27 protein-coding genes and 1 riboswitch are annotated in these 26,541 nt (G+C 40.6%); of the genes, 7 read left to right on the top strand and 20 right to left on the bottom strand.

The annotated features are described in order from the left end of the window. Positions 1–126: 126 nt before the first annotated feature. From CE058_RS09090 to ku, 3 genes are all read right to left on the bottom strand, one after another. Positions 127–672 carry a glycerol-3-phosphate responsive antiterminator gene (locus CE058_RS09090; RefSeq protein ID WP_048011438.1) on the bottom strand — a complete coding sequence of 182 codons (546 nt, stop codon included), beginning with the start codon at positions 670–672 and terminating at the stop codon, positions 127–129. A gap of 66 nt (positions 673–738) precedes the next feature. Then, entirely contained in the window at positions 739–1,398 is a 660-nt protein-coding gene (locus tag CE058_RS09085; RefSeq protein WP_163142057.1) for a phosphatase PAP2 family protein, read from the bottom strand. 145 nt (positions 1,399–1,543) lie between these two features. Continuing rightward, the gene (gene ku, locus CE058_RS09080; protein ID WP_163142054.1) at positions 1,544–2,398 is read right to left on the bottom strand and encodes a non-homologous end joining protein Ku; all 855 of its coding nucleotides are present in this window, start codon (positions 2,396–2,398) and stop codon (positions 1,544–1,546) included. A gap of 143 nt (positions 2,399–2,541) precedes the next feature. On the opposite strand from ku, the gene CE058_RS09075 reads away from it, so the two are divergent. Then, positions 2,542–4,380 (top strand): DNA ligase D, encoded by a 1,839-nt coding sequence (locus CE058_RS09075; protein WP_163142051.1) that lies wholly within the window; start codon positions 2,542–2,544, stop codon positions 4,378–4,380. Between the two features lie 17 nt (positions 4,381–4,397). Here CE058_RS09075 and dapF read toward each other — a convergent pair whose 3' ends face one another. The 7 genes from dapF to ribD form a co-directional block, all read right to left on the bottom strand. Further along, positions 4,398–5,381: a diaminopimelate epimerase gene (gene dapF, locus CE058_RS09070; protein ID WP_061793226.1), complete on the bottom strand. Its 984-nt coding sequence runs from the start codon at positions 5,379–5,381 to the stop codon at positions 4,398–4,400. Between the two features lie 109 nt (positions 5,382–5,490). Then, positions 5,491–6,729 carry an EAL and HDOD domain-containing protein gene (locus CE058_RS09065; protein WP_163142048.1) on the bottom strand — a complete coding sequence of 413 codons (1,239 nt, stop codon included), beginning with the start codon at positions 6,727–6,729 and terminating at the stop codon, positions 5,491–5,493. Between the two features lie 295 nt (positions 6,730–7,024). Continuing rightward, a complete protein-coding gene (locus CE058_RS09060) occupies positions 7,025–8,323 on the bottom strand; it encodes an NCS2 family permease (RefSeq protein ID WP_048011431.1) in 1,299 nt (432 codons plus the stop codon). A 262-nt stretch (positions 8,324–8,585) separates the two neighbouring features. Continuing rightward, complete coding sequence (gene ribH / locus CE058_RS09055) at positions 8,586–9,062, bottom strand: 6,7-dimethyl-8-ribityllumazine synthase (protein WP_048011430.1); 477 nt, start codon at positions 9,060–9,062, stop codon at positions 8,586–8,588. Positions 9,063–9,076: 14 nt separating this feature from the next. Further along, entirely contained in the window at positions 9,077–10,270 is a 1,194-nt protein-coding gene (locus CE058_RS09050; protein WP_163142045.1) for a bifunctional 3,4-dihydroxy-2-butanone-4-phosphate synthase/GTP cyclohydrolase II, read from the bottom strand. A gap of 25 nt (positions 10,271–10,295) precedes the next feature. After that, positions 10,296–10,949, bottom strand: a complete 654-nt coding sequence (gene ribE / locus CE058_RS09045) for a riboflavin synthase (RefSeq protein WP_061793229.1) — start codon at positions 10,947–10,949, stop codon at positions 10,296–10,298. Then, positions 10,949–12,046: a bifunctional diaminohydroxyphosphoribosylaminopyrimidine deaminase/5-amino-6-(5-phosphoribosylamino)uracil reductase RibD gene (gene ribD / locus CE058_RS09040; RefSeq protein WP_061793230.1), complete on the bottom strand. Its 1,098-nt coding sequence runs from the start codon at positions 12,044–12,046 to the stop codon at positions 10,949–10,951. The genes ribE and ribD overlap by 1 nt, the downstream gene beginning before the upstream one ends. Before the next feature lie 142 nt (positions 12,047–12,188). Further along, positions 12,189–12,351, bottom strand: a riboswitch (FMN riboswitch). Between the two features lie 132 nt (positions 12,352–12,483). Between ribD and CE058_RS09035 the strand changes: the two genes are divergently transcribed. Beyond that, positions 12,484–13,305, top strand: coding sequence for an EcsC family protein (locus CE058_RS09035; protein WP_163142042.1), 822 nt, complete (start codon positions 12,484–12,486; stop codon positions 13,303–13,305). Between the two features lie 18 nt (positions 13,306–13,323). Here the strand turns inward: CE058_RS09035 and CE058_RS09030 are convergent, their stop codons facing one another. The 9 genes from CE058_RS09030 to CE058_RS08990 form a co-directional block, all read right to left on the bottom strand. Then, positions 13,324–13,899, bottom strand: a complete 576-nt coding sequence (locus CE058_RS09030) for a TlpA disulfide reductase family protein (protein WP_163142039.1) — start codon at positions 13,897–13,899, stop codon at positions 13,324–13,326. 89 nt (positions 13,900–13,988) lie between these two features. After that, positions 13,989–14,774 carry a hypothetical protein gene (locus CE058_RS09025; protein WP_163142036.1) on the bottom strand — a complete coding sequence of 262 codons (786 nt, stop codon included), beginning with the start codon at positions 14,772–14,774 and terminating at the stop codon, positions 13,989–13,991. 163 nt (positions 14,775–14,937) lie between these two features. Further along, positions 14,938–16,278: a S8 family peptidase gene (locus CE058_RS09020; protein WP_163142033.1), complete on the bottom strand. Its 1,341-nt coding sequence runs from the start codon at positions 16,276–16,278 to the stop codon at positions 14,938–14,940. A 269-nt stretch (positions 16,279–16,547) separates the two neighbouring features. Beyond that, a complete protein-coding gene (locus CE058_RS09015; RefSeq protein ID WP_048011422.1) occupies positions 16,548–17,393 on the bottom strand; it encodes a patatin-like phospholipase family protein in 846 nt (281 codons plus the stop codon). A 93-nt stretch (positions 17,394–17,486) separates the two neighbouring features. Next, entirely contained in the window at positions 17,487–18,263 is a 777-nt protein-coding gene (locus CE058_RS09010) for an ABC transporter permease (protein WP_163142030.1), read from the bottom strand. After that, on the bottom strand, positions 18,260–19,165 hold the full coding sequence (locus tag CE058_RS09005; protein ID WP_163142027.1) for an ABC transporter ATP-binding protein: 906 nt from the start codon (positions 19,163–19,165) through the stop codon (positions 18,260–18,262). Before CE058_RS09005 ends, CE058_RS09010 begins: the two co-directional genes overlap by 4 nt. A gap of 2 nt (positions 19,166–19,167) precedes the next feature. Then, positions 19,168–19,365, bottom strand: coding sequence for a PLDc N-terminal domain-containing protein (locus CE058_RS09000; protein WP_163142024.1), 198 nt, complete (start codon positions 19,363–19,365; stop codon positions 19,168–19,170). A gap of 132 nt (positions 19,366–19,497) precedes the next feature. Further along, complete coding sequence (locus CE058_RS08995) at positions 19,498–20,460, bottom strand: helix-turn-helix transcriptional regulator (RefSeq protein ID WP_227888306.1); 963 nt, start codon at positions 20,458–20,460, stop codon at positions 19,498–19,500. Positions 20,461–20,592: 132 nt separating this feature from the next. Further along, on the bottom strand, positions 20,593–20,931 hold the full coding sequence (locus CE058_RS08990; protein ID WP_048011451.1) for a DUF4870 domain-containing protein: 339 nt from the start codon (positions 20,929–20,931) through the stop codon (positions 20,593–20,595). 225 nt (positions 20,932–21,156) lie between these two features. Here CE058_RS08990 and CE058_RS08985 point away from each other — a divergent pair, with 225 nt between their 5' ends. The 4 genes from CE058_RS08985 (at position 21,157) to CE058_RS08970 (ending at position 24,679) form a co-directional block, all read left to right on the top strand. Then, positions 21,157–21,936 (top strand): undecaprenyl-diphosphate phosphatase, encoded by a 780-nt coding sequence (locus CE058_RS08985; RefSeq protein WP_048011450.1) that lies wholly within the window; start codon positions 21,157–21,159, stop codon positions 21,934–21,936. Between the two features lie 23 nt (positions 21,937–21,959). Beyond that, positions 21,960–22,544, top strand: a complete 585-nt coding sequence (uptA, locus tag CE058_RS08980) for an undecaprenyl phosphate transporter UptA (protein WP_163142018.1) — start codon at positions 21,960–21,962, stop codon at positions 22,542–22,544. Positions 22,545–22,683: 139 nt separating this feature from the next. Next, positions 22,684–23,805, top strand: a complete 1,122-nt coding sequence (locus CE058_RS08975) for an amidohydrolase (protein ID WP_163142015.1) — start codon at positions 22,684–22,686, stop codon at positions 23,803–23,805. Between the two features lie 313 nt (positions 23,806–24,118). Further along, entirely contained in the window at positions 24,119–24,679 is a 561-nt protein-coding gene (locus CE058_RS08970; RefSeq protein WP_048011415.1) for a GNAT family N-acetyltransferase, read from the top strand. Between the two features lie 66 nt (positions 24,680–24,745). Here the strand turns inward: CE058_RS08970 and CE058_RS24745 are convergent, their stop codons facing one another. Beyond that, positions 24,746–24,904, bottom strand: coding sequence for a hypothetical protein (locus tag CE058_RS24745; RefSeq protein WP_197087758.1), 159 nt, complete (start codon positions 24,902–24,904; stop codon positions 24,746–24,748). 209 nt (positions 24,905–25,113) lie between these two features. Between CE058_RS24745 and CE058_RS08965 the strand changes: the two genes are divergently transcribed. Continuing rightward, entirely contained in the window at positions 25,114–26,481 is a 1,368-nt protein-coding gene (locus CE058_RS08965) for an MATE family efflux transporter (RefSeq protein WP_163142012.1), read from the top strand. The last annotated feature ends 60 nt before the right edge of the window (positions 26,482–26,541 follow it).

The raw sequence follows: 26,541 nt of genomic DNA, 5'->3' as shown, positions 1-26,541 counted from the left end.
ATTCACGACAGATTAAGCCTACAAAGGCTAAACTGTGTGAATCTCCTAATCTCCGACACATAAATTAACTTGTTAAACCGAGTATACAAGTCTATGAAAACGTTGTCAAACGTTTCTAGAACATTTTTATGAAAACCTTTCCCATAATTCTATTTTTGATGTAGTAATGGCAGCTGCTCCTGCTTTAAGCGCATTCTTCACTTCTTCTTCTGAGCGGATGAGTCCTCCGGCAAATATAGGGGTATTCAAACGTTCATTTACCTCTTTTATCATCCATGGCATGGCACCCGGCAACACTTCTATGTAGTCCGGCCTGGTTTTCTCGATTAATTTATAACTTTTTTCAAGTGCATGCGAATCGATGAGGAAAATCCTCTGGACTGCAATCACTCCCTTTTGCTTCGCTTTCAGGATGACGCTGGATTTAGTAGAAATTAACCCGTACGGCTTGTATTCCTGGCAAATATATTCAACGGCATAGTCGTCGCTTTTCAAGCCATGGATCAGGTCAACATGATAAATCATTTTTTTGTTTTGCGCTTTAGCCATCTGTGAAACATTTTTCAGCTGTGAAATATGCATATCGAGAAATACACCAATTTCATAAGGGCTTTTCAGGAACTTTTCAAATTCTTTCATATTGGATGATGCCGGCAAAATTTTTTGATTCATTCGTTCCACTCCTATTTCTGTTATTCTCCTATGTTATTAAGAATGTGTGTATTTCTCAATACCCATTTATAAATCTTTACGGTACTCATAATAGCGGAATCCAATAATCATGATGGTCAGCCAGACACCCCCGGCTGCAAAACCGGCTATTACATCACTTGGAAAATGAACACCTAAATAAATGCGGCTTAATCCAATCATTATGATAAAGCTGCTCAGCATCAATGTCCATGCAGCCTTCCAGCGCTTTCTTTTTGCCAGATGAATGATCATATAGGCAAGTGAGCCATAAAAAATAAAAGATCCCATTGAATGTCCGCTCGGAAAACTGAATCCCTGCTCTTCAATCAGAGGTCTGATATCCGGACGTTCTCTTTTAAAAATCCATTTTAAGAGCAGGTTAAAAAGTGCTCCGAGACCCGATGAAAGAACCATGAACCATGCAAGTGATCTCTTTTTAAACAGGAACAAAAGAACAGCTGCTGCAAGTACCGAAAAAGCCAGCCACTTTACCGACCCCAAAAAAGTAACTACACTCATAAACTCTGTGAGCCGGGGAGAAATAAATGCCTGGACATACTTGATCACAGACTCATCGAAATGAATTAGCTCCTCTTCCTTCAGTTCATCCACTATTTCGATAAATAGCAGCAAAAATCCGGCTATGATAGAGGCGGCAAGCGTTAAGTAAAATATGTTTTTACGTGTTATATTTCTCCAGTTCATTCACTCATATCCTTTTTAGTTAGAATTACCACAAAACATCATGAACGGAACATTTTTTTTCGGATCAGAGTGAGCCGCATCCTCGAAATTACGAATCCGCCCAGTAAAAAACCGAGTCTGCATCAGCAAATTCGGTTTCGGTTCATCAAGCTTGCTTTTTAGCCTTTGTTTTTGTTGAAGCACGTTTCTTTTTAGCTGCAGGTTTTTTCTTTGTTTCCGCATCAGCAGGTTTAGTTTTATCAATTGATGCCTGAAGGGCAGCCATGAGGTCGGTAACATTTGCCACAGGCTCTTTTTCAACAGGCGTGACGATATCTTTGCCAGTCCGTTTTGCTTCTATAAGCTCCAAAAGGGCTGTCCGGTAGTCATCATTATATTTTTCAGGTTTAAATTCTGTGGTTAATTGATCAATCAGCATGATGGCAGTATCGATCTCCTTATCTGACACTTTGTCTTCTGCAGGCACATTTGGCACATCCGCAGCCTTGCGTACTTCATCAGGATAATGGATCGTCTCCATGACAAGAGTATTTTCATATACACGGACAACAGCCAGCTGTTCTTTGGAGCGGATAATGATTTTTGCCAAACCTACTTTTTCAGACGTCTCGAGCGCTTTTCTTAAAAGGGAGTAAGCTTTCCCTCCCCCGTCCCCTGGAGACATATAATAGGTGCGATTGTAGTAAATTGGATCAATTTCCTGTATTTTTACAAAGTCCATTATTTCTACAGCTTTATCCTCATTTTCCTGTTTAAGCTTTTCTAAATCCTCATCCTCTAAAACAACAAACTTTCCTTTTGTGTATTCATAAGCTTTTACAATATCCTCGTTCTTAATTTCCTTTTCACAAACAGGACATGTTTTCTCATACTTAATTGGCGAATGACATTCCTTATGAAGATTTCTCAGCTTGATATCCTTATCTTCTGTAGCCGAATGCAGCTTAATTGGTATATTCACCAGCCCAAAACTGATGCTTCCTTTCCACATTGTATGCATAGTCAGACTCCCATTCATTTTGATGTAATAGTCATAATTTGTGTATTAATAAAAAAGGGGATACGCAAAAAGAATTGGAAACTGAGTAGTTTTAGCGGCAACTGCCAAAACTATAATGACGATTGTAAAGGAGGCCAAATTGTATGAGACCTATGCTTCCTACATTAACTTTCGATGTTCCGGAAGAGAAAGAATGGCTGTTTGAAGCAAAATATGATGGTTTTAGAGGGATCCTGCACTGGGACAAGGAACCCAGACTGACAAGCAGAAACGATAAACCTTTATTAAATCTTTTCCCGGAGATTAATACTTTTTTGGAACAGCACAAAGATAAATTTGAACAATACCTTCCGCTTATATTAGATGGAGAGGTAGTCTTGCTGGAAAATGCCTATAAAGCTCATTTTGGGTCGATTCAGGTCAGGGGGAGAATGAGATCTGAGAAAAAGATTCTTGAGAAAGCCAAAACAGCTCCCTGCCGTTTTCTTGTTTTTGACATCCTGATGATAAATGGCAGAAAAATTGCCGATAAAGAGTACTCTGCCAGAAAATCAGAGCTTGAAGCTTTGTTTAAAAGCTGTGATTTGCCCTTAAAACCTGACGAGAAGGACTCCAGGCTGATTCAATTAGTTCCCCCATACCCCAGTTTTAAGGAGCTATGGGAAAAAGTCGTTCTTCATGACGGTGAAGGAATTGTGGCCAAGCAGATGAAGAATAAATGGGAAGAAGGAAAGAGAACCTCTTTATGGCTGAAATTCAAAAACTGGAAATACGTTTCCTGTTTTATCACTGCTTATGAAAAATCTAATGGATACTTTTATGCCGGGGTATATCAGGGGGATACTGTCATAGGAATCGGACAGTTTCTTTTTGGCTTGAAGCCTGATGAAAAACAAGCCTTATTTCAAATAATTAAAGAAAATAAAGCAGATGAAAACAGCCAATTCATATATGTAGAACCTGCAATCTGTGTGGATGTTAAATACCTCGAGATCTATGAGGAGCAAATGCGGGAGCCGCACTTTCACCAGTTTCGTTTCGATTTGAAGCCTGATGCCTGTACATATGATCAATTTATACAGCAGCAGAAAAACCTGCCTCCAGAAATAGAAATCACCCATCCGGAAAAACCATTATGGGAAACTCCGGCTATTCAAAAGATTGATTACATTCATTTTTTAAGAGAAGTTGCACCCTATATGCTGCCATTTTTAAAAAACAGGCTTTTAACCGTTATCCGGTATCCGCATGGGATTTTTGCAGAGCCCTTCTACCAGAAAAATTGCCCGGATTACGCACCGGATTTTGTCGAAACGGAAATGTCAGAAGGTATTGATTATATTGTCTGCAATAATCTAAAAACATTGTTGTGGCTTGGCAACCAGCTTGCTTTTGAATATCATATACCGTTCAAAACGATCGCAAGCTCCGGACCAAGTGAAATCGTTTTTGATTTGGACCCGCCGTCCCGGGAGGCTTTTCCTCTCGCCATTAAAGCCGCTGTTTATATTAAAGAGGTGCTGGAACAGCTTAAATTAATCAGCTTCGTTAAAACATCAGGCAATAAAGGGCTGCAAGTTTATATTCCTTTGCCGGAAAATGCTTATACCTTTGATGATACACGGCTTTTCACTGAGTTCATTGCCCAGTATCTCCTAAACAAAGACCCGGATTCTTTTACAATTGAAAGGTTGAAGAAACACCGGGGTGGGCGGCTTTATGTGGACTATATCCAGCATGCAGAAGGTAAGACGATTATAGCCCCTTATTCACCCAGAGGAAATAAATCGGCGACTGTTGCAGCTCCGCTGTTTTGGGAGGAAGTTAACGAAAAGCTCACTATGGAAAGGTTTCAAATAACCAATATGATTAAAAGAATAAACAGTGATGGCGATCCTTTTAACACTTATTTTCAAACAAAGGAAATTCAGCCGTTTTCACCAGTGCTGGAGTTTTTAAAGGAACATAATAAAAAAGGATAAGGCCTTGATGCCTTATCCTACAACCACTCTTTAAGTACTGCCTGAGCAAATTCCTGAAGTTTAGCATACTGCTTAATTTCTCCAGTATATTCCTCTTTCGGGGAAAGGGAAAACTCTGCAGGGTTATCCATGTCAGTCTCTGCTTCACAGCGGTAAACATAGCTCGCATTTCCAATTAAGTCAATGGATTGCCTGCCATTCTCTTCATGGACTACACAGCGCACCTTTCCGCCATTATTATATACCTCTACAGGCTCTTCGATTTTATTAAGCCCATTCATGCAAGTGACAAGTGTCGAAGCGGACATGGCAGTACCGCAGGCATTGGTAAATCCTACTCCCCGTTCAAATGTTCGTACATAAATCTGCCCTTTTTTTAGCGGCTTTACAAAGCTGACATTTACTCCATCAGGAAAGAATTCATTCGGCCCATTCAAATATTCGCTGATCTTTTTTTGCAGGTCTGATGCTATTTGCTCTTTCTCCACAATGGAAACAAAATGAGGATTAGGGACTGCTAAGGCTGTAAAAGCTAATTCATCTGAAATCCCGCTCACTTTTTCATTAATTACAGTATCTTTATCAAGAACTAAAGGAAGATCCTTCAAATCGAATGAAACAGGTGAGATTTCAACAAGATAAGTCGGAATGTCCTCAAATATATCTTCTTGCTTTTTCACCTGTAAATCAGCTTTCATGGTCTCAATGATAGCTTCTTTCAGCCCAAGAAGTTCACAAACATAACGGGCGACGCATCTTAACCCATTTCCGCACATTGAGGCTTCAGATCCATCCGGATTAAAAACACGCATCCGGGCATCTGCTTTATCGCTTTTTAGTACGAAAAGAATTCCATCTGAGCCCAGCTCGGTGCTGCGGTCGCATATAGCTCTGGCTAGCTCCGCACGATTCTCTTCTGTAAAATGATACGTATTGGATATCTCATCTATAATAAAGAAATCATTTCCTGATCCATGACATTTCAATAGTTCAATATTCAATGTAATACCTCCAGATCAATAGTAATTCAACTTATAGATAAGAGTGCCATAAAAGCTTTTATTATTCAATATTTGTTTTCTATATAATATAGACTCGGAGAATATAGTTCTACAAACCTTGAGGCTTTAGCAGCTGACTGGACCAGGCTAATGCTTCTGAATAGATCTTAAAAATGGTTTTTTCATCAACATTCAGCTTCTCGCACATTTCACTGATTCTGCTCCATTGTGCTTTCTCGACTGCAACAGCAAGATCGAGTATCACTTTAAGATGATTATTTTCCCCGCGGAGGGCTTCACAAATATCATCCTGCAGGGGAAGCTCATCAAGAATTTGCTTCATCGGGATATTAAGCAATGAATCCATTAATGAAAACATTCCAGTCATAAAATAGCTTGACGAAACGCTTTTTCCGATTTGGAGTCTGCCTATTTCCTCACACATTTTCGCTCGTCTCATTGATAACCTGATGGTCTCTTCTGCCATTTGGGAATGATGAACGATATTTTCCCTTACGGCCAGTACATAGATCCACTTTTCAAGTTCTATCAGACCCAGGAGAACGATGGCCTGCCGGATTGAATTTATCTTTTGCTTTGGACGGTAAGCCGGTGAGTTTATTAGTCTCAGCAACTTATAAGACAGTGATATGTCACGTTCTATTAATTCGGCTATACGGTCAAGACTTGGCTCCTCTTTTGACAGGTTTTGGATCATCTCATAATAGGATTGAAAATATGCTGGTACATCATGTGTAGACATAATGACAGGCTTTTCAAAAAAGTAACCCTGAAAATAATCATACCCCTTGCTTTTGGCTTCCTCGTATTCCTCTCTGGTCTCAACCTTTTCAGCTACTGTTTTTATTCTGAGCTGGCTAACAAGCAATTCTATTTTTTCCCGCATCTCCTTTGGGGTGTTAAGAAAATCCACCTTAATGATGTCTGCATATTTCAGCAATTGCCTTGCAAAGGGGTTGGTTTCATTAAATACATAATCATCCAGCGCTATCTGATAGCCAAGCTCCTTTAAGTCCTTGCATATCCTGACAAGTTCTGCGCTCGGCTTTACCGTTTCAAGGATTTCGACAACAATCTCCCTGGGCCTAAAAAAAGCAGGCACCCTTAGCTTCAGTAATTTTTCCGTAAAATTTATAAAACATGGTTTCCCTTCAGATAGCTGATCGATTCCTATATTTAAAAAACTATTAATGATAACTTCAGCTGTAGCCTGATCTTCATCTATATCAGGGAAAGCGTTCACCTGATTATTTCTATACAGAAGTTCATAAGCGAATACTTCTTCCTTTGAGTTGAAAATCGGCTGTCTAGCTACAAACACTTCCATTGACATACCTCCGAAAACACCTAATACTATAGTCCTATTTTATCTCAGGTTAGTTATTACGCGTGTCGAAACTTGTTGAATAAATAGAAATTTTTATATTTTCATTTAAAATTTTTTTTCGCAGGCTGATCTTTCATATTTTTTCAGCTATCAATGTTGTCCGTTGATTTCCGCTCCAGGCTGCTCGCTCCAATCAACTCAGCAAATAATATATATAAAGCAGCAAACCTTGCGAAAACAGCATTTCCATAAAAAGAAAAAGGATGCCCGATATAAAGGCATCCCATAATCTATATTAACTAATCACATGAAAAACAAAGTTGAATAAAAACAAAGCAGCTATGACATATAAAGCAAATGAAACTTCCTTTGCTTTACCTATCGAAATCTTTAAGATTGGATAAAGAATAAATCCAATGGCAATGCCGTCCGCAATACTGTAAGTGAACGGAATCATCGCAATGATAAAGATAGCCGGAAAGCTTTCGCTCATATCCTTTAAATCAAGATTGCGGATGTTTTGAAGCATCAGTCCGCCAATAATGATCAGAATAGGGGCAATCGCACTGTTGGGGATCAACTTAATAACAGGAATAAAGAATGCGGATAGCACAAACAGCATCCCGGTTGTAACTGCTGTCAATCCTGTACGTCCCCCGGCAGCCATACTTGCTGCACTTTCAACCGTTGCAACAGTCGGGCTTGTCCCAAAAATACCGGACAATAATGCTGAAACAGAATTTGCCTGAAAAGCGCGCTTAAACTGTTCCGGCCTGTTAATAAAACCAACATGACCATGGACTAATCCGATATTTTCAAATACCAGAACCATTGTCAAAGAAAAAATGGCAATCCAAAAAGTGACGGAAAGCAAGTTATCAAATGACATTGCTCCAAATACTTCCATATAATCAGAGAGCGCGAACGACTTTTCATCAGTCTTCTGCACATCTATCAGCCCAAAAGCCCATGCGATCAGTGTTCCTGCCACAACAGTAATTAAAAAGTTTCCAGGCACATTCCGCATGAATAAAATGATGGCCAGCAGGAACGTTAAGATTGTTGCAAGCACTTGCGGGTCTCCCAGCTCACCTAAAGCAATAATGGAGTTTGTCCCTTTTTCAACGATTCCGCCTTTTTCAAGTCCAATCAGCATCAGGAAAAGCCCCAGTCCCACTGTTATCGCTTCTTTAAGTGAATGTGGAATTGATTCACTTAATGTCTGTGCAAATCGCGAAAAAGCCACGAAAACAAAGATCAGACCGGATATGAACACTACAGCCAATGCTTCCTGCCAGGATAAGCCCATGGACTGGACCATAGTATAGGAGAATAAAGCATTGATTCCCATTCCAGGCACAAGGAGGATCGGTACATTTGCCCAAAACCCCATAATCAAACAGCCGACCACCGAGGTTATAATGGTTGCAAAAATAGCTGCTTCCAAAGGTATTCCTGCTTCAGAGAGAATAAGAGAGTTAACTGCGATAATATAAACAATCGTAAAAAAGCCGATTGCCCCAGCCATAACCTCCCTTTTAACAGTTGTTCCATTTGAATTCAGCTGAAAAAGCCGGTTAAACCACTTATTCATAAATACTACCTATCTATTCAATTAGCCCTCTCCCTACCCGCTCTCCCCGCAGAAGTAAACACGGGTGAGCCACAAGCAGTATTTTAACAAAAAAAATTCATTCTGCCAATAGAAGGTCAGACGTCTGTTCAGATATACCTAAAAAAACCGGCGAGAATTGTCCCGCCGATTTTGATAGAAACAGGTCAGCATAACTGCACCTGTATAATTATATGATCAAGTCGATCGTAGTAAGCGTTCCGTCTGAATAAAAAATGATACCTTATTCACCATCGGATAACTGTCTATACAAATTGCCCATTTCAATTGCTCCGACAGCTGCTTCCCATCCTTTGTTTCCAGCTTTAGTGCCGGCACGCTCAATAGCCTGTTCAATTGTGTCAGTTGTTAGAACTCCGAAGATAACTGGGACACCGCTTTGCAATGCTGTTGATGAGACCCCTTTTGCCACTTCGCCGCTGACATAATCAAAATGCGGAGTTGCTCCTCGGATTACTGTGCCAAGTGTAATAACTGCATCAAATTTTCCGGATTGGGATAGCTTTTTAGCTGCAAGCGGGATTTCAAATGCTCCAGGAACCCATACTACTGTCACATCTTCTTCACTCACTCCATGGCGCTTAAGTGCATCTTCCGCTCCGCTTAAAAGCTTGCCCGTAATGAATTCATTAAAACGAGACACGACAATTGCCATTTTTAATCCTGTTCCTACTAAATGTCCTTCGATTACTTTTTTCATCTCAAATCGCTCCCTTAAAATTGTAATAAATGTCCAAGTTTTGTTTTCTTTGTTTTTAAGTAATTCTCATTTTCAGATTTGGCAGGCATTTGAAGAGGAACCCGTTCTGCTACCTCCAGCCCATAGCCGCCCAAACCTGCAATCTTGCGGGGATTATTGGTTAAAAGGCGCATTTTTTTCACTCCCAGATCCCTTAGGATTTGTGCACCTACCCCATAGTCGCGAAGATCGTCCTTAAACCCGAGCTTATGATTTGCCTCAACGGTATCATATCCCTCTTCCTGCAGCTTATAGGCTTTCAATTTATTAATCAGGCCGATGCCGCGTCCTTCCTGTCTCATGTATAAAAGAATTCCCCGGCCTTCTGCCTCAATCTGTGCCAGTGCTGCTTCAAGCTGCGGTCCGCAGTCACAGCGGTTAGACCCGAATACATCTCCGGTCAGGCACTCTGAATGAACACGAAGCAATACGGGTTCATTTTCATCAATTTCTCCTTTTACAAGAGCAACATGGTCTTTTCCATCGACAGTGTTTGTATAGCCTACTGCTTTAAAATCTCCAAATTCTGTTGGAAGCTGAATCTCCACTTCCCTTTTTACAATGGAGTCATGTTTTAAGCGATACTCTATCAATTGCTGAATCGTAATCATTTTCAAGTTGAACTTTTCCGCTACTATTTCAAGGTCATCCACACGCGCCATTGTTCCATCATCTTTCATGATTTCACAGATAACCCCGGCTGGTACAGCACCGGCAAGGCGAGCAAGATCTACCGCAGCTTCTGTATGTCCTGCCCTTCTAAGGACTGCTCCTTTTTTCGCAACGAGCGGAAAAACGTGTCCCGGACGGGAAAAGTCTGAAGGCTTAGCATCACTCTCGAGCATTTCCTTTATCGTGAAAGCACGCTCAAAGGCACTGATGCCTGTAGTGGTTTTCACATGGTCAATACTGACTGTGAAAGCTGTTCCATGGCTGTCAGTGTTCACCTCTACCATCGGATTCAGTTCCAGCTTTTCAGCCAGCTCCTCAGTTATAGGTGTACAGATCAGGCCTCTGCCTTCTTTGGCCATAAAGTTGATGGTGTCCGGTTTAGCATATTCCGCGATTGCCAGGAAATCTCCTTCATTTTCCCTGTCTTCATCATCACAGACAATGATGACTTTCCCCGCTTTTAAATCTTCCAATGCCTCATGTATTTCACTAAACATGGTTTATTGCCCCTCCTTTTGCTAATTATAAGAAGCCGTTTTCCTTAAGGAATCCTTCTGATATTCCTTCTTTAGGCGGTGTGGTCTCCTGCCGCCTGTTCATGAAGGAATATAGATACTTGGCAAGCATATCGAATTCGAGATTAACAATGTCTCCAACAGTTTTGAAGCCCAGTACCGTTTCACTCGCTGTATGTGGAATGATCGAGACGGTAACGGTATTGTCTTCATTGCCGAATACAGTAAGGGAAATCCCATCTACTGCAATAGAGCCTTTCATGATAAGCAAATGGCTTAAGGCAGGCGGCACAGATATTTGTATATAAATAGCATTCTCACTCGCTGCCTTTTTGATGATTTGACCTGTACCATCCACATGCCCTGTCACAAAGTGCCCGCCAAAACGGCCATTTGCCGACATCGCCCTCTCCAAATTGACTTTAGTTCGTTCTTTAATGGCAGAAAGCGAAGTGCTTTTGAATGTTTCGGGCATGACATCTGCTGAAAATTCATTTTTTGCAAAATCCGTAACCGTAAGACACACGCCATTAACCGAAATGCTGTCCCCCAATTGAACATCTGATAATACTTCGGAGGCCTGTATCGTCAGTTTCATTGCCTTGCCTTGCTGAACTACTTTTTTTACTGTTCCAAGCTCCTCAATAATTCCTGTAAACATTATTGCCTGGCCTCCCTCAGCGGTTTTGCGGTAATTCTAAGGTCTCCGCCAATCCTTTTGATTTCTGTGAATTCCAGTACAGGGGAGTCTTGTACATAGTCGGCACCATCCCCGCCAATAAATGGAATCGCCTTATTGCCTCCAATAATTTTAGGAGCCATATAGAGGATCATCTGCTGAAAGAAACCTTCTTTAATAAATGAAGCATGGATCTCAGACCCGCCTTCAACAAATAAAGTCATGATGTTTCTTTCACCTAAGTTTTTTAATACTTCTTTAATCGGCACCTCATTAGAAGGAAAAGAAAAAACTTCTGCATTATACTTCCTTATTTCCTCTGCTTTTGTCGAATCTATTTCGCAGCCGGTAAAGATGATGGTCTTAACAGACTGATCTCGGATGACATTTGCGTCAGCCGGAATTCTGAGATTTGTATCTAAAACAATTCGAATGGGATTTTTTCCGCCTTGGGGCAGCCTGGCGGTTAAAAGGGGATTATCGTGAATGATTGTATTTACACCTGTAAGTATTGCGTCATGTTCATGCCGTAGACGGTGTACATCCTGCCTGGATTCTGGAGAGGTAATCCATTTGCTGTCACCGGTTTTTGCAGCTGTTTTCCCATCAAACGATGAAGCTGCTTTAATGGTTACGTATGGTGTCTTTGTTTTTATAAAATGGAAAAATGGTTCGTTTAGGGCATCTGCTTCCTTTTTCAACAGACCGGTCACCACGTCAATACCGGCATCCTGCATCCTTTCGATCCCTTTGCCTGAAACCAGAGGATTTGGATCGGCAGAAGCAATAAAAACCCTATTAATCCCTGAATTAATAATTAAGTCTGCGCATGGTGGAGTCCTGCCAAAATGGCTGCACGGTTCAAGAGTGACATAAATATCAGCCCCTTTAACCTTATCGCCAGCCGCAGCAATCGCATGGACTTCTGCATGGGGAGTTCCCGCCTTCAGGTGAGCACCCATCCCCAGAATTTCACCATTTTTAACAACAACCGCACCCACCTGCGGATTAGGACTTGTTTGTCCTTTGGCTGCCGCTGCCAGACTGATGGCTAACTTCATATATTCCTGGTGATTCAAATTATGTGAATCCTCCTTCCTTACAATTTCTCCAAATTAAGTATGAAACGGCAAAACCCCGTACACCAGCTAGGTGAAACGGGGCAAAAACACATGACGAAATAAGCGTTTAAAAAAAGAAATTTTGAACGCGTTACTATACTCATTCCTTCTCCCATCCAGACTTTCACTGTCGGCTTTGGAATTTCACCAAATCCACCGCTATTATTAAGCACCTATCTCTGCTAATAAAACCGGGTCACGGACTAAGAGGGCGTACCCTCATCACCGCCGGTTGGGAATTTCACCCTGCCCCGAAGGAAATCCTATTCTATTATAAGAATCTTACCATGAATAGCCGGAATATACAAAGAGAATTGGTTGTGAAAGAAGTGAAACTTTTGCTTTAACCAGCCGTATAGTTAAAATATAGAAGAAGGAATGAAGGGGCGATACTAATGATTGAACCGAAAGAACAGCTGATAAAAGAATTAAAGAAATGCGAAGAATGGGAAAAAGACCAAGGTGATTTGTGGTTTTGGGAGAAGCTCGGGAGGCTTCCTTTCAAACTTATTGATAGATTCACACCGGAGTTCATACAAAAAAAGGTTGGAGTGATTCTTGATGAACTTGGCACGTATATTCAATCAGGAGGAAGATATTTAAGTTCGGCAGCAGCGTTAAAGAATTATTATCCTGGACAGAATATCCATACCTTGCAGGATGTAGAAGCCCTGCCCATAGTAAAGATGGATGCAGCCGCGGAAAAGCTAACCTCAAACAGAAAAAGAACCGCTGCATTGCAGGGTGCGGGAACTGGAGTCGGAGGGATTTTCACCCTGACCATTGATATCCCCCTTCTCCTCGGCATTCAATTAAAAACACTGCAGGATATTGCGATTTGCTATGGCTTCGATCCTGCAGATAAAAATGAAAGAATGTTCATCGTCAAAATCCTTCAATTTGTCTCCAGTGATATTGTTGGAAAAAAAGCTATTCTGCAGCAGCTTACCATGTTTGGCGCTAAAGAAGAAGGACCAAAAAGGGAAGTCGTTTCTGAGCTTCAAGGCTGGAGAGAGGTTGTGTTTTCGTACAGGGACCAAATAGGGTGGAAAAAACTTTTCCAAATGATCCCTATTGCCGGATTGCTTTTTGGGGCATTCATAAATCGCTCTGCCGTTAATGATATTGCAGAAGCCGGCATAATGCTATACAGAAAAAGGGTAATCGTTAATCGACTTCACCAGGATATGATTGCAGATATAAAACCGGAGAGCTAATATGGCTCTCCGGTTTGTTTATGGAAGCTTTTTGATTTCCTTCTCCATATATTCTTCATTTAAGGCTCCCAAAACTTTTTCTCTAATAACTCCATCAGAGTCAATAAAATAGCTTGTAGGATAGGCCATAATATTATAATCCGCACCAACAGTGCCTTTTACATCCATAGGGATTTTAAAAGTCAGACCCAGCTCTTTCACGAACTTCTCAGCGTCTCCGTTATTCTTTTCAGTGTTTGTGAGATTTACGGCAAGAATATCGAATTTTTTATCTTTGTACTTTTTATAAAGCTTCTCCATATGCGGCATTTCCGCGCGGCATGGAGGACACCAGCTTGCCCAAAAATTCAGAAGCACAGCTTTGCCCCTGTAGTCACTGAGTTTCACCGGATTCCCTTCCATATCTGTCAGTTCAAAATCTGGAGCAAGGCTGCCTTTCTCCAGACCAATAGGCAAATCCTCAGGATCTTCAATTTTATCGTATTTTTGCATTTGTCCAGCTTGCTCTACTACTCCCTTTTCCTTAAGAATGGTCTTGTCAACAATGAACAGCAAAAGGACAATAACAGCAGCTGCCAGTAAAAACTTTTTCATTCCAACACCTCTATACTGAATTCCCTATACTTAAACTGAATTTATCATACTATATGGGGAATCCAGAATCTATAAATGTGCACATGGTTTTAATGATTGCGATAAAGAAACAGAGCCGCAAAAATGGCATAAATTCTGCGCTTTTCTTTTGCATCCAGACTAATATTAAAAGAAAGGACAGGTGTGTTTGGATCCTTAAAGCGCTTACCCCACTCAAATGGCATCCACCCTTTGCGAAAACGGGCAATTCTATTCGATTGATCATCTAGTACCTGCAGATCTGTGTGTAAAAAGGTTTTAGGAACGGCATACTGCATATCTCCATTCTGAAACAGCAGAGTGCTTCCTTCCTTTTTAAATTCGATTATTTCCCTGCAGTGACCATCTGAAGACAAGACTTCGATTCCCTTTCTACGGATGATGATTGATGCCTCATGATTATCAGTATAGTCATAAATCCCCAGCCTTTTTGGAAAGAATCGGTCGATAAAATAAGGCAGGAACCAGCGAAGCTTCCGCATTTTCATATCTCTTATTTCACCTATCACCCTTCCTTCGGGATCAAAAATAACCATTCTGAGAGAAGGGGCCGGCAGAAAAGCGATCAACACTCTTGACTGCTGCAAAAAAGGCAGAGGGGCTTGTCCAATAGAATAAAAGTTACTTGCCGCTGCCTCGGCTGCCCTTTGTTTATTCAGAAGATACATTTGATGACACAAAAAGCTATAAATAATAAAAGGGAACAAGATAATAATGAAATTCCCTGGAAATTTGTTAAAGAATATCAATAGGAAGAAAAATGGCGGCATAAGTGCAGTTAGGCTTGCATTCAAAGAGATGTCAGCTGTTTTCAGGTAATAGTGCTGGATATTCATCAGTAAGTCTCCCCTGCTATTTTTATTCTCTCTATATTCTATTAATCAGGTCCAATAAAAATGAATTTTAAGAGTACTTTATTAGCAGGAGCTCTTTTTATTTTGCAAAATTCACTTATAAAAATAAGCTGACGGAAAGTTTCCGCCAGCCTGATTAATAGGATTATTTTAGCGCATTAACTGCATTTATTAGCCCGTGGCCAGATTGCTCGTCATACCCAGGTTTAAAGATATCTTCAGATGAAGTTTGAATGATATGCTTAACTTGTGCGGGAGAGATGTTGTCTTTACCATGTTTTGCAATGATCACACCTGCAAGTGCCGCTACTTTCGGAGCAGCCATTGAAGTTCCTCCCTTATAGCCATAGCCTCCGCCAGGGATTGTTGCTAATGCCAAGTAAGTATTATCCCTGCCCGCTCCAGTATTTGGATCATAGTTTGGTCCCAAGTCTCCACCTGGAGCCATAACATCAATTTTGCCAACACCATAATTGGAATAAAAGGCAAGATTCTTTAAAGCTCCTCCCGCAGACACCCTAATCATCAGTTGACTGCTTGGACTTCTGTGTGTGGCACCATTATCTGAACCTGACAGCTGCCCCGGACTTTTTAAATCAACTGCATTATTGCCTGCTGAGCCAACTACAGTAACACCTTTTTGAATCGCATATTTGATGGCTCTGTTAAACATTTGCACGTCTGCTACAATATCCTTTGTTGCGTACTCAGGATTCTGGAACCAGTCATATCCGCCAAGAGACATATTAACAACATCAACATTATCATCAGCAGCTGTCATTAAAGCTTCGGCAATATGGGAAGTAGCTGCTCCGCCTTCAGGACCGAATACACGGTAAGCCGCTACCTTCAAGTCTGGTCCAACCCCCATCGTTCTTCCTTTTGCTGCAATGGATCCCGCAACATGTGTTCCATGGCTGTTTTGATCCATTGGATCTGGATAACCGGGAACAAATGATTTACCATATGCGTAATTTCCCTTTAGATCCGGGTGATTATAGTCGATACCTGTATCGATTACCCCAACAACAATATCTTTGCCATCAGCGGCCTTTCCAGTTCCTCCTGGCAGATTCCATGATGCCCCATCATTTGTTACTTGTTTGATGTCCCATTGCAGACTGTTATATAAATCCGCACCATCTAATGGAAGATCTGCTTCCACTGCAGGAGCTTCGGGATAAATGAGATTTTCAGTGCCGGCTGCCGATACAAGGGAAGACTTTCTGATTTCATTAAGAAAGTTAGGATTAGCTGAAGAAACTTCAACAGCTCCTAATTTGTTCAGCTTATTCTCTACTTGCCCTCCAGCCTTTTTCACTAAATCTGCATACCCTGCAGGCAGATTTGCCTCATCTTTAAAAACGACTAAATAGTTCTTTTCAGCCGTTTGGGCTTGTCCAACGCCGGCAGAACCCGCAAAAACAGCTGAGGCACATAATGCCAAACTTAATGCACCCGTTACGATGCCCTTTTTCATATTCATTTTGTATATTGACCCCCTTATATTTTCTAATTTTCATTATATTCGAAATAAAGATGCCGGCAATCTTTCTTATTCGACATACCCCTCTGTCCCAAAACCAAAATCCACAACTTAAAACTCATATTTTTTACATTTAAATCCATAGATTTAAACAACCACAGGTATATTAGCCTTATTTTCAACAAAATCTTTTTTTCTTTCCAATCCTTAATGTCGAAAAGATATGAGTTTTATCCTAATAAAAATAAACCGCATCCTGATAGATACGGTTAGAATTGATTAATTCTTTCAAATGATTTTCTGGCATCATTATATCCCTGGAGATATAACTTATCCAATTTTTGAGGATTCCGTTCCATCCGTCCCACTGTTAACGGCTCCTGCGGCTGGACGACAAGAACTGTCCCCTTCTTTTCTTCCTGCTCTACATAGCGAAGGGTCTCGTTATAGGTCAGGTACCGTTCTGCCAATGCTTTTTGCAGCCCGGTATAATGCGGATATTTCCTTTTTACCATAAAAGCAAATTTAGACGGCTTTTTGGAATAACCCCGGTTTCTTGTCAGGATTACTATATTTTTTTTGAATCCATCCTGCTGTGCTTTTTTGATTGGTATAGGATCGCTGATTCCTCCATCAAGGAGGACCCTTTTATTAAAATCGACCTCAGGTGCAATAAAAGGCAGGGAACTGGATGCTTTTAAAACCTTCAGCATATCTTTCCCATAGTCTTTTCTATTGAAATAAACAGGCTTTCCTGTATGGCAATCTGTTGTTCCAATTACAAATTCAGACTGGTTTTTATAAAACTCTTCGTAGTGATACGGGACCAGCTTATTCGGTATTTCATCAAAAATAAAATCCATCCCGAAAAACTGACGCGATTTAAAGAAATTGCGCCATGAGATATATCGCGGATCTGTTACATAATCCACGTTTACAATTCTGTTTCTGCCCTTCTGTTTGGACAAATAAGAAGCGGCATTGCATGCCCCTGCAGAAACACCAATAACATAAGGAAAGCTGAGGTCCTGTTCAAGAAAATATTCTAGAACACCGGCTGTATACACTCCACGCATTCCTCCGCCTTCAAGCACCAGACCCGTTTCACTGATCACCTTTCATCTTCCTTTCTATCTTTTAAAGCCATACTACCAAAATAGCACCCTCCGATATACAAATATGCCCAAAAGGAAGGAACTTGCTTGAAATCAGGCAAGTTCCCTTCGTTTAAAAATTGCAATTGATGCAATCATGGAAATCGTAATGGCAATCACAGAAATAATAATACTCGGCAATAATTCATCAGGGAAATTACCGCCCATGATAAAAGCATTCGTATAAGCAGACAAAAGGGCCGGACTCCACTCCAGCAGATGAGAAAGCGAAGTGCTCAATAGAGTTGCTATGACTATAATGCCAATTGATATAAATCCAACTGCCCCAGGCGATTTTATAAAAGTATTGAAGAGGATGACTATAGTGATTATAAGGGTAAGCCAGATACCATAAACAAAGAAGGATTGAAGAAAATCCGCAAAAGGAATAAATTCAAATAATATACCCACATAGTACCAGGAGAGGAAGTAACCTAGAAAATATGATAACCATATGAGCACCATCAAACTGGTCCACTTAGCTGTTACAAACCCGGCGTACGATACGGGTTTTACGAGGATTAGTCCCGCAACACCGCTTTTCCTTTCACCAGCAATAATCCCCATTGTAATTAATACAATAATAAGCACACCAAACGTATTGAACTGGCTAAGACTTGCAGCGATTGCTTCACCTGCAGAAGGAACAGGAAGCTCGATGACTGCCCCTTCCGGAAGACCGCCTAAAGAATCAATAATCTGAGGCATATAATATAATGTCAGCGGCTCTTTTACAGCTATCAAAATAAAAGTAAGAGGCACCCAGATCCATTTGTAATTTCTGGCCATTTCAAGCATTTCTTTTTTAAATAAAGTTAACCATTGGTTCATTTTCGCACCACCTTCATGAAGACATCCTCCAGGCTTGTTCTGCTGATTTCAAACTTAACCAGCGGCCAGTTCCGTTTCGCAATTTCAGTTAGAAATAAATTCCTGGCATCCTCAATATCCTTCACCAAAAAGCTTGCACTATCTCCATCCAATTTCATTGAAGAAACAGGCTGAAGCAGAGATAATTCTTCGGCAAATTGCGGAGTATTCTGCTTAAAAGCTAAGTCAATCTTTGCCTTCTGATGTTTAGCTCTCAGGTCTGCCATTGTTCCAGACTCAACCAGTTCACCATTATGGAGAAATAGTATTTCATCACAGATTTCTTCGGCATCATTTAAGATATGTGTTGAAAACAGGATGGCAGTTTCTTTTTTCAGCTTATCCATCATTTCCAGCACTTCTCTGCGTCCAAAGGGATCAAGGGCAGAAACTGGTTCATCAAGCATGACGAGCTTCGGACGATGGATTATAGCCTGAGCGATGCCTAGCCGCTGCTTCATGCCTCCTGAATATTTTCCTATACGGCGATTCTTTGCATCAGCTATGCCTGTAAGTTCAAGAAGCTCCGCTGCTCTGTCTTTTGCTTCTGCTTTGGGAAGTCCTGCAAGCTGCCCTGCGTATTCAAGAAATTCCCTGCCTGTCATCCATTCATAAAAAACAGGAAATTGAGGAAGATAGCCTATTAATCTTCGGAAATCCGCTTTTTCTCCCCCTTCATACACGATTGTGCCGGAATCTGGCTTCACCAGGCCGGCAAGCATCTTAAGTGTAGTTGTTTTCCCTGCTCCATTTGCTCCCAGCAAAGCAATACATTTTCCTTCAGATAATTGAAAATCCAGACCTTTTATGACCTCTTGATCCTTAAACTGCTTTTTAAGATTTGTTATGCTTACAACCGGCATATTCAGCTTCTCCTTCCGAAAATAAAGTAAATGATAGGCCCTAGCAGATTAATAAATATAATGACGAGAGCCCACATCCATTTCGGACCATTTGCTTTTTCTATTTTTATGAGATCAATAATGGCTACAGCCATTAATATTAGCTGAATGATGACAATAGGTGCAATAATAGCCCAGTTAATGCTTTCTAAAATTCCCATTTCGATGTCCTCCCTTATTGTACTGTCATTCATATGACGTTTAAGTACAAAAATCGTTCAAAGGGATTTCAACTATTTTTCTAATGAAAAGACACCCCAATATTGGAGTGTCTATAAGTTTAATTGCTAAGGTTAATCCATTTCTTTTTCATACACAGCCATCATATTTTTAATTTCGTTTGTTACCTGATCAATGAGTGAGGATGGTGAAAGCACTTTGGCCTGATTACCCCAGTTGAGGAGCCATTTGACAAGTCCATCACTCACAATAGCTTTTGCTGATAAAACGAAATGGTTCTCATCCAGTTTTCTTATGTCTGCATCCCGTCCAAATTTATCAATTATCACGTTGATCAAATCGTTGTGAAATCGAATTTTTATCCACTCTTCAGATCCGGCATACATATGAAAGGTTGAACTCACATACTTGGATACATCAAAGGGTTCATATGCGAATTGTTCTTCCGTTATGTTAACATTTCGGAGACGGTCAATCCGATAATGGCGGATTTCTTCTTTCGCAAAATAGTAGGCTATTAAATAATAAAAGTCATTTACCCATGTGAGCGCCAGCGGCTTGACCCTGTATTGCCCTCCATTGTGGCTTAATACAAATTCCTTATTGAGATTATATCTTCCGTATTGAAATGTGACGATTTTCCTCTCGGAGATGGCTTCATGCAAATCATTGATAGCCAGCCGAACCAGTTTACTTTCACTTTTCACAGAGGAATCGATCAAAATTTCATTATGCAGCTTTTTGGCATGATGAATGCTTGTCAGCTTTTTAATTTTCCGTATCAGCTGTTTAGTCTCATCTTTGGTGATGAAGCGTGCAGAAGCAACAGCATCAATCAGCATGCGCAATTCATAAAGCTCGAATAGACGGTATTGATGGCTGTAGAACTTTGGCATTCCCTCTTTTTCCTGGTTAATGGTAATATCAAATTTTGCTTCAATCAGATGTTCAATATCGTCTCTCAATGAATTTTTGTTTAATTTCACATCCGGTCCATATTCCTTTTTAAAGCATTCAGTTATATCGTCCAGTGTATATTCATTTTCTTCATCGGTCTGCTCTCTCAAAATTTCCATAAGCTTGAGCATCCTTTGTTTGTTATCGAGTCTAGTCATTACTTCACCCCATGTACTTTATAACTAAAAGCTCTGCAGAGTTAATTATCCATTTAAAAAAGCCCAGTGGCAACTAGCCCTGGACTGTGTTCATCATTTTAAAATCCTGAAAACTAAAGGTATTCTGTATTCCTTGCCTTCATATGCTTTGACAGCAGCTACTATTGTAAAGATAAAAGCAAGGATTCCCACGATCCAAATCGTAATGACCCCAATTAATATGATCATTAGCACTACGCTTATTGCGCTGTAGATCGAATAGGAAATTAAAAAATTTAAATATTCCTTTCCATGGTAATCTACAAACTCCGAGTCATTCTTTTTCAATAGCCAAATGATCAGCGGTCCGACAAAAACAGTAAAAAAGCTGGTTACATAGATTGCTGCTGCTATAAGCCTTTCATCATTGGAAGGCATTTTATAATCATTCATCCTGTTTCCTCCTAAGCTAACCTCAAATATAAATGATGTTTCTTTTATATTATTTACGATATTCACTGTAAAAGGTTTCATGTATTTTTATATTTTTTTATATCCCCTCTGCAGCCTTAATTTCCAGTTCTCGATTGGGACAACTCGAATACACATGTTAAAGACAGGCATTGCGCATATACCTTTGCCTATTCTTAAACCGCCTAGGAAGGTGATATACAGATGATGTCAAAACTTGAGGCTTTCATTCTGGGAATCATCCAGGGGCTTACCGAGTTCCTGCCTATTTCCAGTACTGGACATTTATATTTGGGGAGACATCTATTTGGCCTTGATGAAGCAGGCCTCTTCCTTGATACAATGCTGCACATAGGAACTTTACTGGCAGTCCTTGTCGTATACAAAAATGAATTGCTTCAAATTATTAAGAAGCCCTTCGGCAAGCTATCGATGCTTCTGATAGTCGGGACGATTCCGGCCGTAATCGTGGGACTCCTGCTGAGTGACATGTTCGATTCAATTTCTAAATCCGGTGTTACAATCGGCTGGGAATTTCTATTTACCGGGTTCATACTCTGGATTGCTGATGGTGTTAAGAAAGGCGCAAAAAAAATGGACAGCATCACGTACGGAGATGCCTTGTTTATCGGCACCTTTCAGGCTGCTGCCATTTTTCCGGCAGTTTCAAGATCCGGCTTAACCATTGCAGCAGGCCTCTTCAGGAAGCTTGACAGGGAAACAGCTGCCTATTTTTCATTCCTGTTATCCATACCTGCCATCGCTGGCGGCATTGTCATGCAATTTGGCGAATTGATGTCCGGTCACACAGAAGCCATAACCCTTGGCAGCATGTTAATGGCGACATTGTCATCAGCGATTTTCGGTTATGCAGCAGTCGTGTGGATGATTAATTTTCTAAAAAGAAAATCCCTGAAGATATTTGCTGTATACGTTTGGATATTAGGGTTCATCATTATATTCCTTCAAATGACCGGGACTTTTTAATTTTCAGATGGGGAGGTATCAGAATGGAAGAGATAATTGCCGGCATTTTTGAATTACTCTCCCAGCTGGGTTATGTCGGCATTGCACTTGGGTTAATGGTTGAAGTGATCCCAAGCGAAATTGTCCTGAGCTATGGCGGCTTTTTAGTCAGCACCGGAAAAATCCATTTTATAGGAGCCCTCCTTGCAGGGATTGCAGGCGGAACACTTGCCCAGCTGTTTCTTTACTGGCTGGGCGCATATGGAGGAAGGCCTGTTCTTGACAAATATGGAAAATATCTTCTGATTCAAAAAAAGCATTTGGATGCATCAGAGAAATGGTTCGAAAAGTATGGGACTGGAGTAATTTTTACGGCCAGATTTATACCTGTAATACGGCATGCCATTTCAATCCCAGCCGGAATTGCTAAGATGCCTTTATCGGTCTTTACTGTTTACACACTAGCAGCTATGGTGCCTTGGACGGTTCTCTTTCTATTATTGGGGATGGAGCTTGGTGATCACTGGAGAGACATCAAAGAATATGCAAAACCATTTATCTTGCCGATCATAGTTATTGCTTTGGTCTCCGGCGCTATTTATTTGTTTTATATGAAGAGGAAAAGTTAACATAGCAAATTTACCAAAAGTGTAGAATTCCAATTTTACACTTTTTTTATTTGAGCTAGTGATGTTGAGAAAATTCTTCACACTTTCTAATCATTTTTGTAAAATAAAGCAAATACTTAGGATCAAAGGACGATAAAAGATGAAAATTTTATTAAAAAATGCAGTCATATATCCTGTGACTTCCCCCACCTTCCATGGGGATGTAATAGTAGAAAACGGAAAAATACTAAAGATGGGCAAGAACTTAAAGTCTGATTCTAATGTAAAAATTATAGACTGCCATAGCCACCACCTTCTTCCGGGCTTCATAGATGTCCATACTCATCTGGGTCTTTATGATGAAGGCACCGGATGGGCAGGCAATGATGCCAACGAAACAATTGAACCCTTAAGCCCGCATATTAGAGCGATGGATGGTGTATACCCTCTTGATCCCGCCTTTTCTGATGCCGTGAAATATGGCATAACAACTGCCCACATCATGCCGGGAAGCGCCAATGTAATTGGAGGAACAACCTCAGTTATTAAGACATCCGGGAAAAACATCAGCAAGATGATTATCCAGGAAACAGCCGGCCTTAAAATTGCCCTTGGTGAAAATCCAAAACGGATTCATAGTCATGGCAACAAGGATTCCATAACAAGAATGGGGATTATGGGAATGCTGAGGGAAGCTTTTTATGAGGCTTTACAGTGCGATAATCCCGACTCTCTAAGATTTGCACCGCTTGTCAGGGCGCTCAAAAGAGAAATTCCCGTCAGAATACATGCACACAGGGCAGATGATATTATTTCTGCCATCCGCTTTGCAGAGGAATTCAATCTCGATCTTCGAATCGAACATTGCACAGAAGGCCATCTAATTGCAGGCGAATTGGAAGGCTTAAATTTAAAGGTATCAGTGGGGCCTACTCTAACAAGAAGATCGAAAGTGGAACTGAAAAATAAAACCTGGAAAACGTATCAGCAGCTGACAGCGCATGGAGTGGAAGTCTCCATCACTACAGATCATCCATACACACCTGTGCAATATTTGAATATGTGTGCAGCTATTGCAGTCCGGGAAGGCCTTTCCGAGCAAAAAGCCTTAGAAGGAATCACCATTTTACCGGCAAGAAACCTCAGAATCGATCATCAGCTTGGAAGCATCGAGGAAGGAAAAGATGCTGATTTAGTTCTATGGAATCATCATCCATTTCACTTTCTTTCCAAGCCAAAATGGACAATGATAGGCGGAGATTTTGTGTTTAGGGAGTCTTAGAAGGGTGTCGAATATTGCTGGTGATATTTGACATAAAATCGCAAAAAAAATAATCAAAAAACCTATTTCCTTTTTGAAATTTTTTTAGTATTATACCTAAAGTGAAGTGTAATTTTGCTTCCTACATGACAGACAATCAAATATCGGAAACGATAGTAATAGGGAAGGCAAATGGTGCGCCACCAGTTATCTGGTTCTAGTGGGTTCGATTCCCACCCCGAAATTTTTTAGCAGCATAATAAAAAATTTCGAGGGTGGACCGAAGGCTCTATTTGGCATGGAGTAGGACTGCCCTCAATTGGAGGGATAACCTATGCTCAAGAAACGTGATCTTCACGACTGCCATGCTTTATTTGATTTAATGACGCACCCTGATGTCTTCCCTTTTGTTCGCCAAAAAGCCAATTGTTATGATGAGTTTATATTTATTACAAAGCAGACAATCGAATCTGAAGAGCGCGGTGAATTGATTTCACGCACAATTCTTGATGAATGGGGCGCTCCGATTGGGACGATTAATTTGTATGACATCCAGGACAATGCCGGCTTTCTCGGCACATGGCTTGGCAAACCTTATCATGGCAAGGGGTATAACAAATTAGCAAAAGATGCTTTCTTTGAAGAGCTCTTTTTTGAAACAGGCATTGAAACCATTTTTATGAGGATCCGCAAGGAAAATATCCGCTCGCAAAAAGCTGCAGAAAAGCTGCCTTATGTCATTCTTGCAAATGAAACGAGAAAGTCTGTATATGATCAGTTGAATGCAAATGGTGATATTTACAATCTATTTGAGATCCCAAAAGATTTATATACTCTTCATGTAATGCGTCATGGAGCAGCAGTCCAAGAATCGTCCCAATTATTGGAGGCTTAAAGAAAAGCAGCTCTCGAAGTACAAAAACGCTAAGCACTTGCATAGAGCAAGTGCTTTTTATTTTTTTCAATTAATAATATTGGTTTCCGATTCATCTGTTTTTTCTCTTATTCCGTAATGGGACAGCAATTCATCCAGCTCTTCATTGGTAAGAGTCTCAAAACGCCCGTCCACAAATGAAACTTGTGTCTGATTGGGATTAATCCTATTTATATTGAAGCTCATCTTTCTGCCTCCCTCAAGCTATTTTTTGGAAATGGCTGTTTACTATTTATACTCGCCGATTGAAGGATTTTTATTCCCGTTATGCAAAAGTTCACATAATTGAAACATTTATCAGCAAATTACTATACTGAATAACAGACCCGCTTGGGGCCGGCTTCTCTTTAGTATGATATAATTCTCTAGTCAAATTATAGAAAGAGGAAAGATTCATGAATCAGACATACAGCAAAAAACAAAAACTGCATCAGCTGCTGGTTATTTTAGTTCCAATACTGGTAACCCAGCTGGCGATGTACTCTATGACATTTATTGATACTTTAATGACCGGCCGCTATGATTCACAGGACCTGGCAGGTGTAGCGATTGGATCTTCTCTATGGGTTCCTGTATTCACCGGGCTCAGCGGAATACTCCTAGCTGTTACCCCGATTGTGTCCCACCTCGTGGGAGCAGGGGAACAGCGTGAGGAAGTTGCTTTTTCTGTTATTCAGGGTGTTTATCTGTCCATCATTATGGCCGTCATTGTTTTTGGCGGAGGAGCACTTTCCTTAAATCCAATCTTAAGTGGAATGAATCTCGAGAACAGGGTCGAGGATACAGCTTTCAACTACCTTGCAGCCCTAAGCACAGGATTGATTCCCCTGTTTGTCTACAATGTATTAAGGTCGTTTATTGATGCTCTTGGAAAGACCAGAGTCAGTATGATTATCACCCTTCTAACACTGCCAATCAATGCTTTTTTTAATTATATACTTATATATGGCAAATTGGGTTTTCCGGAACTCGGCGGAGCAGGTGCAGGCTATGCCTCATCTATTACTTACTGGCTGATCATGGTTATTTCGATTATTATTATTCATAAAAATTCCCCGTTCTCGAACTATGGAATTTTCAGAAGAATGCATGCTGTTTCTATCGGCAAATGGAAAGAAATCCTTCTTATCGGAATTCCAATCGGCTTATCGATTTTTTTCGAAACCAGCATCTTTTCAGCAGTTACTTTATTAATGAGCACATTTGAAACAGCCGTAATCGCAGCTCATCAGATTGCCCTCAATTTCGCATCACTTCTTTATATGATCCCCCTAAGCATTTCAATGGCATTAACAATCGTTGTGGGCTTTGAAGCGGGGGCTAAGAGATTCAGGGATGCTAAAGAGTACAGCTGGATCGGTGTCGGTATTGCTGTATTTATGGCATTAGTTTGTGCAGCTGTTCTTTTGGCTTTCCCAAAAGAAGTGGCATCGATTTATACAAAAGACGACCATGTATTACAATTAACAGCCGCTTTTTTAATTTATGCCATGTTCTTTCAGCTTTCAGATGCCATTCAGGCACCCGTCCAGGGAGCGCTGCGCGGATATAAGGACGTGAATGTCACCTTTATTATGTCGCTTATTTCTTATTGGATCATCGGGCTGCCGTTTGGCTATTACCTGGCCAATCATACAGATTGGGGAGCCTATGGTTATTGGATTGGTTTAATTACAGGACTTGCAGCTGGCGCCATTACTTTAACAAGCCGGCTGATCTATCTGCAAAATAGAAAATACCCTGCATATATGGAAGCGAAGTAAATATAAAGTGAAACTTCAATCAGTGGGGATTTTCCTTATCCCCCACTGATTGTTAGTCGC

It is taken from the genome of Bacillus sp. 22-7 (assembly GCF_010628845.1).
In the GTDB taxonomy this organism is placed as follows: domain Bacteria; phylum Bacillota; class Bacilli; order Bacillales; family Cytobacillaceae; genus Cytobacillus; species Cytobacillus firmus_B.
Note: the sequence above shows the minus strand (reverse complement) of the source record. Positions and strands in the feature narration are given on the sequence as shown.